Origin of the sequence: Brevibacillus sp. HD3.3A (assembly GCF_013284375.2) — a bacterium.
GTDB lineage: Bacteria > Bacillota > Bacilli > Brevibacillales > Brevibacillaceae > Brevibacillus > Brevibacillus parabrevis.
The window spans coordinates 5689005-5703308 of the sequence record NZ_CP085874.1; the positions used below are offsets into that span (position 1 = coordinate 5689005).

The 14304-nt window shown below is 52.2% G+C and carries 13 protein-coding genes; all 13 read right to left on the bottom strand.

Annotation, left to right across the window (positions count from 1 at the left end):
* Positions 1 to 27: 27 nt before the first annotated feature.
* The 13 genes from HP435_RS26630 to speB all read right to left on the bottom strand — a co-directional run bounded on the left by HP435_RS26630 (position 28) and on the right by speB (position 14295).
* Positions 28 to 660, bottom strand: a complete 633-nt coding sequence (locus HP435_RS26630; protein WP_063228957.1) for a TetR/AcrR family transcriptional regulator — start codon at positions 658 to 660, stop codon at positions 28 to 30.
* A 205-nt stretch (positions 661 to 865) separates the two neighbouring features.
* Positions 866 to 2008: an acyl-CoA dehydrogenase gene (locus HP435_RS26635; protein ID WP_173599037.1), complete on the bottom strand. Its 1143-nt coding sequence runs from the start codon at positions 2006 to 2008 to the stop codon at positions 866 to 868.
* Positions 2009 to 2080: 72 nt separating this feature from the next.
* Entirely contained in the window at positions 2081 to 3223 is a 1143-nt protein-coding gene (locus HP435_RS26640; protein ID WP_173596356.1) for an acyl-CoA dehydrogenase, read from the bottom strand.
* A 31-nt stretch (positions 3224 to 3254) separates the two neighbouring features.
* Positions 3255 to 4106: a 3-hydroxybutyryl-CoA dehydrogenase gene (locus HP435_RS26645; protein WP_063228954.1), complete on the bottom strand. Its 852-nt coding sequence runs from the start codon at positions 4104 to 4106 to the stop codon at positions 3255 to 3257.
* A gap of 12 nt (positions 4107 to 4118) precedes the next feature.
* Positions 4119 to 5297 carry an acetyl-CoA C-acetyltransferase gene (locus HP435_RS26650; protein WP_173596355.1) on the bottom strand — a complete coding sequence of 393 codons (1179 nt, stop codon included), beginning with the start codon at positions 5295 to 5297 and terminating at the stop codon, positions 4119 to 4121.
* A 228-nt stretch (positions 5298 to 5525) separates the two neighbouring features.
* On the bottom strand, positions 5526 to 7601 hold the full coding sequence (locus tag HP435_RS26655; RefSeq protein WP_122962562.1) for a (Fe-S)-binding protein: 2076 nt from the start codon (positions 7599 to 7601) through the stop codon (positions 5526 to 5528).
* A gap of 278 nt (positions 7602 to 7879) precedes the next feature.
* Positions 7880 to 9238: a lysine 2,3-aminomutase gene (gene ablA / locus HP435_RS26660; RefSeq protein ID WP_122962561.1), complete on the bottom strand. Its 1359-nt coding sequence runs from the start codon at positions 9236 to 9238 to the stop codon at positions 7880 to 7882.
* Between the two features lie 172 nt (positions 9239 to 9410).
* Positions 9411 to 10847, bottom strand: a complete 1437-nt coding sequence (locus HP435_RS26665; RefSeq protein ID WP_122962660.1) for a sigma-54 interaction domain-containing protein — start codon at positions 10845 to 10847, stop codon at positions 9411 to 9413.
* 76 nt (positions 10848 to 10923) lie between these two features.
* Complete coding sequence (locus HP435_RS26670) at positions 10924 to 11316, bottom strand: hypothetical protein (RefSeq protein ID WP_122962560.1); 393 nt, start codon at positions 11314 to 11316, stop codon at positions 10924 to 10926.
* 77 nt (positions 11317 to 11393) lie between these two features.
* The gene (locus HP435_RS26675; protein WP_122962559.1) at positions 11394 to 11807 is read right to left on the bottom strand and encodes a YwiB family protein; all 414 of its coding nucleotides are present in this window, start codon (positions 11805 to 11807) and stop codon (positions 11394 to 11396) included.
* Between the two features lie 62 nt (positions 11808 to 11869).
* Positions 11870 to 13114 (bottom strand): MFS transporter, encoded by a 1245-nt coding sequence (locus HP435_RS26680; protein ID WP_173599038.1) that lies wholly within the window; start codon positions 13112 to 13114, stop codon positions 11870 to 11872.
* Between the two features lie 72 nt (positions 13115 to 13186).
* Positions 13187 to 13339 (bottom strand): hypothetical protein, encoded by a 153-nt coding sequence (locus HP435_RS26685; protein WP_173599039.1) that lies wholly within the window; start codon positions 13337 to 13339, stop codon positions 13187 to 13189.
* Between the two features lie 86 nt (positions 13340 to 13425).
* Positions 13426 to 14295 (bottom strand): agmatinase, encoded by an 870-nt coding sequence (speB, locus tag HP435_RS26690; protein ID WP_122962557.1) that lies wholly within the window; start codon positions 14293 to 14295, stop codon positions 13426 to 13428.
* Positions 14296 to 14304: the final 9 nt, after the last annotated feature.

The window sequence follows — 14304 nt, forward strand, 5'->3', positions numbered from 1 at the left end:
ACTCTCCCCGAGATTCAAGTAAATGACTTAGTCGGAGACACTGATTTCACGAAGCAACAGCGTAATCTGCTTTTCGGTGAACTCCTCCAACGTATAGTGCTTGTGCAGAGCCCAGCGACGGAACACCCACATTTCGCCCAGCACCATGATATTGTCAGCCATCAGCTTGACATGCTTCTCATCAATGCGCAGCGAACCGTCGGCAATCCCTTTTTGCAGGATCTCCACAAAAATTTGGGCAATCTCTTCTTCACGTCCCAGAACGTAACGAAGCGTTTCTTTCGGCAGCGACTTCGACTCCTGATAAATGAGCAGGACGCGGTCGCTCATCTGATCCATCACGCGGATCAAGCTTTTGAGTGCGAGCTTCAAAATTTTCAAGCCTGTGCCGTTAAAATTGATCGCTTCGCGCAAACGCGTCTCCATCTCGGCATGAATCGCATCGCAAACGAGATAAAGCACGTCTTCCTTCGATTCGATGTACTCGTACAAGGTGCCGATACTGAACCCGGAAGCCCGGGCGATCTCCCTCGTCGTCGTTTTGTGAAAACCTTTATTAATGAAGAGATGAACGGCAGCTTCAATAATCTGCTCCCGGCGTTTTTCAATCAACTTCGGGTCCTTTACCAAGGACGGTATGGTTTTTCTTCTTTCGGACACAACAAATCCACCCTTCCAACCGACTGAGCGTTTAGTCAGACACTTTCAGGAAAAGAAAGGCGCAAACGCTCATTGACGATCTTTTCGCAAACAATTATACGCGAGTAAGAGCGCAAAGCCAAACCTTTCTTTTCCACAGGCCTTATCAAAAAATCTTTTTGCGTTCAGCTAGTTGGAACAATCGTGGTTGTCGGTAATGATTTCTCTATTCTTTTAGCAGGTAGTTGCTGATTACTACGCGCTGGATTTCATTAGTGCCCTCATAAATTTGCGTGATTTTCGCATCCCTCATGAAGCGCTCGACAGGGTACTCACGGGTGTAGCCGTACCCGCCAAATACTTGCACCGCTTCGATCGTAACCTCCATCGCGATATCGCCCGCGAATACTTTGGACATGGCAGATGCTTTTCCGTAAGGCAGGCCCTGGTCTTCCAGCCATGCAGCCTGATACGTGAGCAAGCGAGCGGCTTCGATTTTGGTTGCCATGTCAGCCAGCTTGAACTGGATGGCTTGCAAGGACGCGATCGGCTTCCCGAACTGGTTGCGTTCTTTGGCATAAGCAAGGGCGTGCTCGAAAGCTCCCTGCGCGATGCCAACCGCTTGGGCAGCGATTCCGTTTCGTCCGCCGTCCAGCGTCATCATGGCGATTTTGAAGCCTTGACCTTCCTCGCCGAGCCTATTCTCTACAGGAACTCGTACATCTTCAAAATTCACCGCCAAAGTTGGCGAGGAACGAATGCCCAGCTTTTTCTCCTTTTTGCCCATCGTGAAGCCGTCCATGCCTTTTTCCACGATGAAGGCGGTAACTCCCTTGTGTTTCAGCTCAGGGCTGGTTACGGCAAAAACGATGTAAATCTCTGCTTCACCCGCATTGGTGATGAAAATTTTGCTGCCGTTCAAAATGTAGTGGTCGCCATCGCGCACAGCAGTTGTACGCATTCCTGCGGAGTCGGAGCCTGAGCCTGGCTCAGTCAAACAGTAAGCTCCCATTTTTTTGCCTTCTGCCAATGGACGCAAAAACTTTTGTTTCTGCTCTTCTGTGCCAAACTTGTAAATCGGCCAGCTTGCCAGCGATACTTGTGCGGACAAAGTTACGCCGATCGACGCATCCACACGGGAGAGTTCTTCGACTGCAATGACGTAGCTCAAGTAGTCCGCGCCAGCGCCTCCGTATTCTTCCGGCCAAGGGATGCCCGTCAAGCCAAGCTCTGCCATCTGTTCAAAAATGGATCTGTCGAAGCGCTCTTCCTCATCGCGCTCGGCTGCTGTCGGAGCCACCTGGTTTTCTGCGAAATCGCGGATCATTTTACGCATCATGTCATGTTCTTCCGTGAGCTGGAAATTCATTTTTTTCACTCCCCCATGTGTTTTCGCCTGTTTTAGTCAGCCCAGTAACCGGGCGGCACAAAAGGCTTTTATTTAGTCAGCAAGCAAATGCTTGGCGATTACGATTCGTTGAATTTCGTTGGTACCCTCATAAATCTGCGTAACTTTGGCATCCCGGAACAGACGCTCAACCGGATATTCTCTGGTGTAGCCGTACCCGCCAAACACTTGTACCGCTTCTGTCGCCAGCTCCATCGCCGTATCCGTAGCGAACCGTTTTGCCATCGACGCTTCCATGCCGCAGGCGATTCCCTGGCTGCGCAGTGATGCTGCGCGATACACCAACAGTCTCGCTGCTTCCGCTTTTGTCGCCATGTCCGCGAGCTTGAACCCGATAGCTTGTTGCTTGGCGATCGGTTGTCCGAACTGCTTGCGTTCTTTTGCGTACTCTGTCGCGTAATGGACAGCAGCCTCGGCGATCCCCAACGCTTGCGCAGCGATTCCGATTCTGCCCGTGTCCAGGTTCGCCATCGCAATACAGAAGCCGTCTCCCTCTTGCCCCAACAGGTTGGCAGCAGGTACGCGAGCGTTGTCAAGCACCAGTTCAGTCGTGTAGGAGCCGTGCAGCCCCATTTTCTTTTCCTTTTTGCCGACGATAAAGCCCGGCGTATCTTTCTCCACGATGAAAGCGGAAATTCCTTTGCTTCCCTTGCTGGCATCCGTGACCGCAAAAGTGATGTACGTATCCGCTTCGCCGCCGTTTGTAATGAACACTTTGTTGCCGTTCAGGATGTATTCATCCCCGCTTCGCACCGCTGTCGTTCTGATGCTACTGGCATCGGACCCGGCATGCGGCTCGGTCAGGGCAAAAGCGCCGAGATATTCGCCACGAGCCAGCTTTGCCACGTACTTGCGCTTCTGCTCCTCCGTTCCGAAGTAAAGAATCGGATTCGTTCCTACAGAGGTGTGCACGGACAAAATGACTCCCACTGTCGCGCTCACTTTGGAAATCTCGTGAATCGCCAAAATGTAGGAGACAAAATCGGCTCCGGCGCCTCCCCATTCTTCAGCGATCGGTATTCCCATCAGCCCCATCTCGCCCATCTTTTTGAGAATCTGGCGGGGAAACTCATCCTTTTCCTCCATAACCGGAACAAACGGCGCAATTTCTTTTTGCGCAAAGTCGCGTACCATGCGGCGCATCATCTCTTGCTCATCGTTCAATCGAAAATCCATGTCCGTCCTACCTTTCTGCCGAATCCTTCAGTTAGTTGTACACGTAGAATCCTCGACCGGATTTTTTGCCTAGCCATCCCGCTTTTACGTATTTGCGAAGCAGCGGGCAAGGACGATATTTGGAATCGCCGAAGCCTTCGTGCAGCACCTCCATGATGTAGAGGCACGTATCAAGACCGATAAAGTCAGCCAACTGGAGCGGACCCATCGGATGGTTCATGCCCAGCTTCATCACTTCGTCGATCGCTTCTGGCGTTGCCACGCCCTCATACACGCAATAGATCGCTTCGTTGAGCATCGGCATCAGCACCCGATTGGACACGAAGCCCGGGAAATCATTTACGCTTACTGGCACCTTGCCCATTTGCTTCGACAAATCTTCGGTCAGCTGGTATACCTCGTCTGCTGTTTGCAGCCCGCGAATAATTTCGACCAGCTTCATCACAGGTACAGGATTCATGAAATGCATCCCGATCACTTTTTCCGGCCGCTTCGTCACTGCGGCAATTTCGGTGATGGGAAGAGAGGACGTGTTGCTCGCCAAAATCGCATGCGGCGGACATACCTCATCCAGTTTGGAAAAGATCGCTGTTTTCACCGCCATATTTTCGGTGACAGCTTCTATAACAAAATCAGCATTCGCCGCGTCTGCCAAATCGGTCGACAGGACGAGCCGGGATAAGATCGCCTGTTTGTCGTCTTCGCTCAGTTTGCCTTTTTCCACGTTGCGCGACAAGTTTTTCGTGATCGTCGCCAGACCGCGCTCCACAAACGGCTGCTGCACGTCGTTCAAATAAACGCGAAAGCCTGCCTGTGCTGCTACCTGGGCAATGCCGCTGCCCATCTGCCCTGCTCCGATGACCATTATCGTTTGTACGTTCATGTAAAAGGCCCCCTACTCCACTTTAATCAGGATAGCGTCTCCCTGTGCGGCACCGCTGCAAATCGCCGCAATCCCTAGTCCGCCACCGCGTCTTTTTAACTCGTATGCGAGGTGCATGATAATTCGTGCTCCACTCGCTCCAATCGGGTGACCGAGCGCGATCGCTCCCCCGTTTACATTTACTTTCTCGTCGTCCCAACCGACGATTTTGCCGCTGGTCAAGGTCACGGCTGCAAACGCTTCGTTCACTTCAAACAAAGCGATTTCGTCCAGCGAAACCCCTGTTTTTTCGAGCAGCTTGTTGATGGCCAGCCCTGGTGTCGTTGCAATGTAAGGCGCTTCTGCTCCTACGTGCGCATGTCCGAGAATCGTAGCGAGCGGCTTGATGCCCAGCTCCTCGGCCTTGGCATCGGACATCAGCACCATCGCTGCTGCTCCGTCATTAATGCCAGGCGCGTTGCCTGCCGTAATCGTTCCGTCCTTTTTGTAGACTGGCGGCAGTTTCGCCAGACCTTCCCTGGTCGTATCCGGGCGTGGTCCTTCGTCTTTTGTCACTTGCAGCGGCTCCCCTTTTTTCTGAGGAATGGAGACGGCTACGATCTCCTCGTCAAAAAGTCCGTTCTCGACCGCTCTCGCCGTTCTCTGCTGGCTGCGCAGCGCCCAATCGTCCTGCGCTTCACGCGATATTCCGTACTCTTCAGCCACGTTGCTGCCGTGAACAGCCATCGGCACCTGATCAAACGGACAAGTGAGGCCATCGTACATCATGAGATCGCGTACAGTCGCATCTCCCATTCTCATGCCATCACGCGCCGCCGGAAGCGCATAAGGCGCATTGCTCATGCTCTCCATGCCGCCAGCAACGATAATCTCCCCGTCGCCTGCGCGAATGATTTGGTCGCCCATCGTGACAGCCCGCATCCCGGAGGCGCACACCTTGTTGATCGTCTCGCTCGCCACGTCCCATGGCAGTCCGGCCTTGCGTGCTGCCTGCCGGGAAGGAACCTGTCCTGCTCCCGCCTGAATGACCATGCCCATGATCACTTCGTCGACTTGATCGCCGGAAATGCCGGAGCGCTCCAAAGCTTCCTTGATCACGATTGCACCGAGGTCTACCGCAGACAACGCTTTCAGGGAACCGCCAAACTTGCCAAACGGGGTACGTGCCGCCCCAACTATCACCGTTTTCATCGCATGCCCTCCATTCTTATGACCGAGCGTTCGTTCATTTTCTGCTATCTTCATTTTGCCGTCTTCAACCCGATTAGTCAATGAATTATTAGAAAAGTTGGGCTATGTTAAAGCTTCTGACGCCCGTGTTTGCTACCCTTATCCCGACGAAAAAAGAACAGCCTGACTTCTTTTCCTAATCAGGCTGTTCGGGGTTCCCAAAAGAACACTTCTCGTCTTCGTCGCTTGTCAGATCGCGTCCGCCAAAATCTCCGCCACATCGCGCGTTTTGACGTCGTCTTCTTTTTCCTTGGTTTTGATTCCGTCGTTCATCATGGTCAGGCAGTACGGGCAGGCGCTGGCAATCGCGGTCGGGTTGACCTCCAATGCTTGCTCGGTACGCGCCACGTTGACACGCGAGCCTTCATGCTCCTCCATCCACATCAGGCCGCCGCCTGCTCCACAGCACATGCTGTCACAGCCGCTGCGCTTCATTTCCACCACTTCGACGCCAGGGATTGCTTCCAAGATGACACGCGGCTTGTCGTAAATCTCGTTGTAGCGACCCAAATAGCAGGAATCGTGATACGTAATCCGCTCCTTGACTTCCTTCGTCGGTTTCAAGCGGCCTTCGTTCACCCACTGGGCGAGCAACTCGGAATGGTGGTACACTTCCGCGGTCAATCCAAACTCCGGATATTCGTTTTTGAACGTATTGTACGCGTGCGGGTCGCAGGTGACGATCTTCTTCACTTCGTAGCCTTCGAACAACGCGATGTTTTCTTGTGCCAGTTGCTGGAACAAAAATTCGTTTCCGATGCGGCGCGCCGTATCTCCCGAGTTCTTTTCCTCATTCCCCAGGATGGCGAACTTGACGCCCGCTTCGTGCATGAGCTTCACAAAAGCATGCGAGATTTTTTGGCTGCGCAGATCAAACGAGCCCATGGAGCCGACCCAGAACAAATATTCAAATTCCTCGACCTGCTTGACGGTCGGCACCTCGTATTGACCATTCAGACCTTCAATCCATTTCATCCGGTCCTTGCGGTTGATTCCCCAAGGGTTGCCCTGGCGCTCGATATTGTTCAGGGCACGTTGCGCTTCGGCTGGCATGCTTCCCTCGGTCATCACGAGATAGCGGCGCATGTCGATGATTTTATCCACGTGCTCGTTCATCACCGGACATTGGTCTTCACAGTTGCGACAGGTTGTACAAGCCCACAGCTCCTGCTCGGTAATGACATCGCCAATCAGGTTTTTCTCGTAAATGGACGTCGCGCCCTCGGCTGTGGCTGCCACTTCCGAAGCTTGCACAGCGATCTGGTTGGCAGTCGTTTGCGAAAAAGCAAAGCTTGGCATCCACGGCGTACGGGATGTCACAGCGGCTCCCTTTTCCGTCAGATGGTCGCGCATTTTCGTAATCAAGTCCATCGGCGAGAGCATTTTTCCAGTTCCCGCTGCCGGGCACATATTCGTACAGCGCCCGCACTCTACACAGGCGTACAAGTCGATCAGCTGTGTTTGCGTGAAGTCTTCGATCTTGCCCACGCCGAATACTTCCTGTGTCTCGTCCTCGAAGTTGATGCTCGACAGCTTTCCTGGCGGATCGAGCTTTTTGAACCAGACGTTAACCGGAGCAAACAGCAAGTGAGCGTGTTTGGACTGCGGCACGTAGACGGCAAAGCCCAACAAAATGATCAGATGCGCCCACCAGAAAATATAAAAGAGAACCGCTCCGCCCGTACTTCCTACTCCGATGGCGGAAAAGGCCATTGCCAAGACGGAGGAGATCGGAGCAAAGCCAGATGCTTCATGCCCGAGCCAAATTTGCTCAAAAGCCAGGGAGAGCAATACAGTCGCCATCAGAGAGGAGATCAGCAGCAGGACAATCCCTGACTTGAAGCCGCGCTTCAGCCGTTTCAACTTCTCGATATAGCGACGGTAAAAAGCGTATCCGACAGCAGCCAAAATCAGAAAAGTGGTGATTTCCTGCATGAGCGAAAAGTATTTGTGAGCGCTGCCAAAAGGTAGCTCGAAGCCTGTCGATAGCCCTTTGATCACCAGCTCGATCGCGCCGAATTGCAGCGTGATGAATCCGTAGAACATCACGACGTGCATAATCCCGCTTTTCTTGTCCTTCAACAGCTTCTTGTGGAAAATGACGTTGTCCAGCATCAGGTTGATGCGTGCGCCAAAGTCATTTTTCACATCCGGCTTTTTGCCCAGCTTGATGAACAAATATCTGCTGTACACAACATGTCCGGCCAGATACAGCCCGTAAGCGAGCACCAGGAAAAAAGCGATCAGATTGATAAGTGCCAGCATGTTTCTACTCCCCCACTTTCACGAGTTGTCTTTACTTTCTATCTTATCAGAATCGAAAAGAAAAATGAATGACTATTCAGTCTGTAAGTTTGATTTTTTCAAACAATGCAATAATACTGACTGAACGTTCGCTCATATTACTGTAATCCGATCTTATCACAGAAGCGGGAAATGAACCATCCTGCAAATAAAATTGGCAATATTCTCACCCTCACGCTCACGAAAAAGAAACAGCTGCCCGTTCAATCAGGCAGCTGCTAACACTTTGTTTTTCACGTTTATTTGCCGGACGCTTCTTTTGCTTCTGCAGGCGTCTGTTCTTTTTTCGCTTTTTGCTCCAGACGCACATCTGCCAGCGACTTGACTTTGGTGGCCTTGATGCGCTTGTTGCGCGGCAGATCGGTCGGCTCCAGGTTGTCGACTTCATCCTGCATGAGGGCCGCGATACCGACAGCTTTGCCTTTTGCCGCTGTGCAGTATTCGCAATTTTCCTCGTCATGCTCATGGTAGGTCTTAGGCTCCGGATACGATGTGATTACGCCTTCGAAGTTGCGCAGCACCACTTTATCGGACGCTTGCGAAATAATGTAGTTCGGGCTGACCGGGATTTTTCCGCCACCGTGCGGAGCGTCCACCACAAAGGTAGGGACAGCATAGCCGGAGGTATGGCCGCGCAGGTGTTCAATAATTTCAATCCCTTTGCTGACAGGAGCGCGGAAGTGGCCGATTCCTTCAGACAGGTCGCACTGATAGATGTAGTACGGACGGACGCGAATTTTGACCAGGTCTTGCACCAGCTTTTTCATCGTGTTGGCACAGTCGTTGATTCCCGCGAGAATCACAGCCTGGTTGCCCAGCGGAACGCCCGCATTTGCCAGCATTTCGCAAGCTTGCTTCGCTTCCGGTGTAATTTCTTTTGGATGGTTGAAGTGCGTATTCAGCCATACCGGATGATACTTTTTCAGGATGTTGCACAGGTTTTCCGTAATGCGCTGCGGGAATACGACTGGCGCGCGGGTTCCGATACGGATGATTTCTACGTGCGGAATGTCGCGCAAGCTGCTGATGATGTATTCCAGAACGCGGTCGTTGATCAACAGGCCGTCTCCGCCAGAGAGAAGCACGTCACGCACTTCCGGTCTGCTGCGGATGTAATCGATACAGGCGTCGAGCTGTTTCTTCGGCACGCCCATGCCGATCTGGCCGGAGAAGCGGCGACGCGTGCAATAGCGGCAATACATGGAGCACTGGTTCGTCACAAGGAAGAGCACGCGGTCTGGATAACGGTGAGTCAAACCGGGAACAGGAGAATCGGTATCCTCATGCAACGGGTCTTCCATGTCGTACTTTGTGCGAACCATTTCGGAAGACAGCGGAACGGATTGCATGCGCACCGGATCTTTTGGATCATCGACGTCCATCAACGAAGCGTAGTACGGCGTAATATTCAAAGGAATGGTTTGCGTGGAAATACGCACGCCCTCTTCCTCTTCCGGCGTCAGGTTGATTACTTGCTTCAAATCATCTACCGTTTTAATGGTGTGGGTCAGCTGCCACATCCAGTCATTCCATTTTTCTTCCGGAACATCCTTCCAAAGTTCAATCGAACGCCAGTCACGTCTTGTCGCTACTGTCATCTGTGTCACATCTCCTCTCGTCTGTAGTGAACCATCATGCGTTTCACTCGACCAAGTAAAGATGCAAGGGTCGTGCCAATCAAATCGAAAAATTTAGAAAATAGGAAATAGAGCGTTTTGTAAGCGTTTCTTTCCCTTTAAACCAATGAAAGCGCTGCCGAAATTTCGGCATTCAACAGGGCGGGATCATTCGTTGCGAAAGCTTGTATTGCAGCGTTTGCCTTGGGATGCCCAAAAGCTTCGCTGCCCGCAGTACATTGCCATCCGTCTGTTTCAGCGCGTCCCCGATGATCCGCTCTTCCAGTTCCCGCAGAATCTCGGGCAGCGTACAGCCTTCTCTGTCCGCAAGCAACGAGATTGGGATTGGTTCAGGCGTTGAAGGGCTTTGCAGCATATCCGGCTGCACTCGCTCCAGCATATGCGCTGGCAAATGCTCCATCATGATCATGTCATCCTCCACCATGTTCATCGCTGCCTCCACCACATGCTCCAGTTCCCTGACGTTCCCCGGCCAGTCGTAGCGCGCGAAAAGCTGGGCTACTTCCGGGCTAATGCCGCGCACGTTCATGCCGAACACCCGGTTGAACTTGGCCAAAAAATGCTCGACCAGCAAGTCGACATCTTCTCTGCGCTCGCGCAACGGCGGCAAGGAAAAGGAGACGACGTTGATCCGGTAATACAGGTCGGTTCGCATCAAACCTCGCTCGACAAGCAGTTGCGGAGCTTCGTTGACAGCAGCGATCACCCGCACATCCACTTTGACCGACTGACTGCCGCCGATCCGCCTGATTTGCCCATCCTGTAGCACGCGCAGCATTTTTGCCTGCAAATCGAGCGGCATGCTGTTCAGTTCATCCAAAAACAGCGTTCCGCCATCCGCCAGCTCAAACAGTCCCGGCCGATCGTCTGCCCCTGTGAAGCTGCCTTTCACCGTGCCAAACAGCAGGCTTTCCAGCAATGACGCTGGCAGCGCCGCACAGTTTTGCGCGATAAACGGCTTGCTGCTGCGCAGTGACGCGTGGTGAATCGATTGCACAAACAGCTCCTTGCCAGTTCCCGTCTCGCCGTAAATCAGCACGGGTGAAGTCGTGCGCGCGGCCTTTTTCGCCCGTTCCTTCAAGTGATTCATCTGCTCGCTCTTGGTCAAAATGTCTTCGAAGTGGAAAGCAACCTCATCCGCCCCCCGTTTGGCGCGCTTTGGCTTGCTGATTTTCGCCTGCAAGTCAACCAACCGCTCCGACAGCTCTTTCAGCTTGCCGATATCTTTTGCGACCTCAACCGCTCCGACCAGCCTTTTGCCTACTCGGACCGGGAGCGTCGTGTTAATCGTCTCTACGCGCATTCCTTTCCAGTTTTTATACGTCTGTGTCTGATCGTAGATGGCTTCTCCGTTCTCAATGACACGCAGCAGCGTGCTCGAATGCCGGTCGAGCGAAGGAAACACCTCCAATAAAGGCTTCCCCAGCACCTCTTCTGGCGTCAACCCGTCCAGTCTTGCCGCGACGTGGTTGTAGAAAATCGTGATTCCTTCCGCATCGACCACATGAATCCCTTCATCAATGGCCCCCAGTATTGCCTGCAACATTTCTACCGTATCAGACAACGGCATGCTGGCCTCCACCCCTTTCAACCTTGCTGCCAAAAAACCATCACTATGCCGAAAATTCGGCAAAATCAACATCATCCTATCGATTTCGCGCTACTTGTACCGAGAGCATGACGGTGTAAAGCAAATGTCCACATATCCATATGCAAAATGCTGTCCACGTTATCGGAACTTTGCTTAAGAGACTAAACGGCAAGAAGGCGACTGCAAATCCAAGCATCCAGTACAGCAAATAACGGGTCCTTTTGCCGCGATCTTCACGAGGGTAAAAATACATCAGAAAAAAAGCAATGATCACACTGATCAAAAGATGGAGCAAAAGCTCCGCGATTGACGGCAAGTTTTCCATGCCCGGGACATAACTGACGTCGATCAGTACAGGAAACGTACTGGTGTCGAACAAGCCGTCTCCCAGCGCGAGAAAAGCTGCCAAACCCAGACCGGCAATAAGGCCATTCACGAGTACGAACATGCTTGAACCCTCCTTCCAACTCCTGCCGCGAGTTCCTTCTATTGTACGTGCAAAAAACCGCCCTTGCAAAGAGCGGCTTATTTTCCTAACTCCATTTTCAGTTCGTGCTCGCCAGCGTACTGCTCGTTCATCCACGTTTGGTAAAAAATTTCCACCTGTACCGGGGCGTCTTCCGCATAGCGGATACGCAGCTTGCTCGTATGTGTCTCCATGGCGAACGGCCCGTACGGACTCTGGTAAGTGGAATGCGTGCTTGCCCCTTTTTCAAAGTGCTGTCTCGTCGAAACGCCACCCTGGCGCACCAGCGTAACAGCGCTGTCCGTCAGTTTGAGGGTTGTACTGACTTCTCCCGCGCCTTCCAGCTGTTCCTTATATGTCAAATACCAGGCAGATGCTTTTTGCACAAGCTTTCCTTTGTACTCATGCGTCGTTTCATCCCATTCTCCGTCGACGCGATGTCTGGCTGACAGCTTCAATTGTACTTCTTCCATGACACTCTCCACACTCCACGATTTCTGCTTGCTTGTCGGACAATCATCCATTCATTTTACGATCATCCTTCTTGACTTGCAACCGCTGCCTGGTCCTTTGCGTCCGCCAAAAGGAAGCGCATGGTCGCGGCAACACCAACCGCCGCAAGCAAAAGCAATCCCGCCAGGACAAGGTAGCCCATGCCTGCTCCTGTGTAGTCAATCATGACTGTAAACACGCCGATCAGCACCAAACGCATCATCATGCCGAGCGAGTTGAAAAAGCTCATTACCCGCCCCATAAACTGTTTCGGGATCACGGTCATGTAGAGAGATTGGCGGATGAGGCGAACAGAGGCATTGCTCCAGCCGTAAAACATATAAGCTCCGATCAAAGCCCAGCCGTACGGCAAAGCCACCATGACGACGATCACGACAGCGAACAGCAGCGTGTTTGCCACCATCGCAGCCAGCTGCCCCATTTTGCGTACGACCACAGAGACGAGTATACCTGCCGCTACCGCTCCCAAAGCATAGGCCATCTCCCCGAACGAGAAGACCGAGACATCTGCTTGCAAAGTTTGGCTGACGTAAACAGGCTTCAGCAAATTGCTCGCCATCACAGCGATAAATGGCATCAAGGCACATATACCGAAGACGAGAAAGCCCTTTTTCTCCTTGATGTAGCTCCAGCTTTGCCCGAACTGGCTGATCCACGATACGCCCTGGCTCAGCTTGGCCTCGCCTTCCAATGTAAACGTATATTTCATCGTGGAAAGCAGACAAAATGCAAACAGGTACGTCAGAGCATTGAACAAAACGACAGTGGAAAGTCCGAATTTGCCCAGCAACAGCCCGGAAAACGCACCTGCGAGAACGGACGCCGTCTGTCCCTCGATTTCCAGCAAACTGTTGATGTCGTTGTAATGTTTCGGTTTGAACGTCTCCTGAACCAAGGCCGATTGGGCCGGATAATGAATCTGGTACATGAAGGTCGTAACCAGGTAAATCGTGATCAGCATCCATTCCTGATACTCTCCGAAAAAGCCCCAGACAGCCAAAACTCCCAACACGCCAAAACCGATCAAGTTTTCTACGAGCAGCATTTTTTTGCGGGAATAACGATCAATCAGCGTCCCGATATAAGGCCCGATAAAAAACATCAACACAGCCGAGACGAACATGGTCGAACCCAACAGCTGGGCCGAACCTGTGGTTTCCACTAGATACCAGGCAATCCCGATCATCGTCATGCCTTGACCGAAGCCGGAAAAAAGATTGGAGAAAAACAGCTTGCGAAACTCAGCATGCGCAAAAACTTCTCTCATGGATAACAACTCCCTCGATAATGCTTCGGCAACTTTTTATTCTCTATGCCAATTTTATCTAATTTTATAAACTTAGTAAATAAAAATGTTTTTAAAGTGCAAATGAATGTCCTGCTCCTGCTCCTGCTCCTGCTCCTGCTCCTGCTCCTGCTCCTGCTCCTGCTCCTGCTCAGGGAGTGTCTTACACGTTACGTTACGCGACGCGCGAAAATTTTCTGCATCCATTCAGGTTCAGATAAGAAAAGGTGCGAGCAACGCCATAAAAAAGCCTCCGGTACTTTGTGAGTTCCGGAGGCTTGTCGTTGTATCGATTATTTTACAAAGCTGAGCAGCAATTCGCGCACGATTTTGGATGCCACGATTTGCGTCATCTCGCTGTGGTCGTACACAGGAGCCACTTCCACCAGGTCGCAGCCAATCACATTGGCGCCATTTTGCGCCATGAAGTGAATCGTGTCCAGCAGCTCGCGGGAAGTGATGCCGCCTGCTTCTGTTGTGCCTGTGCCAGGTGCGTGCGCAGGGTCGAGAACATCGATGTCGATGCTCAGATAGATCGGACGGTTGCCGATCGTCGGCAGCACTTGCTTCACAGGCTCCAAAACATCGTACTTGTACAGGTGCATGTTTTCTTTTGCCCACTCAAACTCTTCTCTCATTCCGCTGCGAATCCCGAACGAGTAGACGTTTTTGCCGCCAATCAGGTTGCACACCTTTTTGATTGGCGTGGAGTGGGAATACTGGTATCCTTCGTAGTTGTCGCGCAGGTCGGTATGCGCGTCAAAGTGGAATACCACCATGTCCTTGTACTTTTCGTATACAGCTTGGAATACCGGCCAGGAAACGAGATGCTCGCCGCCCAGTCCCAGAGGGAATTTGCCGTCTTCCAACACTTTTGCCACGAAGGTGCGAATCGCATCAAGGCTGCCTTCCACGTTGCCAAAAGGAAGCGGAATATCGCCAGCATCAAAATACTTGATGTCTTCGAGCAGTCTGTCCAAATACGGGCTGTACTCTTCCAGACCGATCGATACTTCGCGAATGCGGGCAGGGCCGAAACGGGAACCTGGGCGGAAGCTGACCGTCCAGTCCATCGGCATGCCGTAAATGACTGCTTGGCTTTCTTCATAGCTTCCGTGGCTGCGGATGAAGACATTGCCGGAATATGCTTCGTCAAAACGCATAAAGGTTGT

Coding starts and splice junctions, on each gene's coding strand:
- HP435_RS26680 (WP_173599038.1), bottom strand. CDS start 13,114: ATGAGAGAAGTTTTTGCGCATGCTGAGTTTCGCAAGCTGTTTTTCTCC.
- speB (WP_122962557.1), bottom strand. CDS start 14,295: ATGCGTTTTGACGAAGCATATTCCGGCAATGTCTTCATCCGCAGCCAC.
- ablA (WP_122962561.1), bottom strand. CDS start 9,238: ATGACAGTAGCGACAAGACGTGACTGGCGTTCGATTGAACTTTGGAAG.
- HP435_RS26665 (WP_122962660.1), bottom strand. CDS start 10,847: ATGCCGTTGTCTGATACGGTAGAAATGTTGCAGGCAATACTGGGGGCC.
- HP435_RS26685 (WP_173599039.1), bottom strand. CDS start 13,339: ATGGATGCAGAAAATTTTCGCGCGTCGCGTAACGTAACGTGTAAGACA.
- HP435_RS26655 (WP_122962562.1), bottom strand. CDS start 7,601: ATGCTGGCACTTATCAATCTGATCGCTTTTTTCCTGGTGCTCGCTTAC.
- HP435_RS26675 (WP_122962559.1), bottom strand. CDS start 11,807: ATGGAAGAAGTACAATTGAAGCTGTCAGCCAGACATCGCGTCGACGGA.
- HP435_RS26645 (WP_063228954.1), bottom strand. CDS start 4,106: ATGAACGTACAAACGATAATGGTCATCGGAGCAGGGCAGATGGGCAGC.
- HP435_RS26650 (WP_173596355.1), bottom strand. CDS start 5,297: ATGAAAACGGTGATAGTTGGGGCGGCACGTACCCCGTTTGGCAAGTTT.
- HP435_RS26670 (WP_122962560.1), bottom strand. CDS start 11,316: ATGTTCGTACTCGTGAATGGCCTTATTGCCGGTCTGGGTTTGGCAGCT.
- HP435_RS26640 (WP_173596356.1), bottom strand. CDS start 3,223: ATGGATTTTCGATTGAACGATGAGCAAGAGATGATGCGCCGCATGGTA.
- HP435_RS26635 (WP_173599037.1), bottom strand. CDS start 2,008: ATGAATTTCCAGCTCACGGAAGAACATGACATGATGCGTAAAATGATC.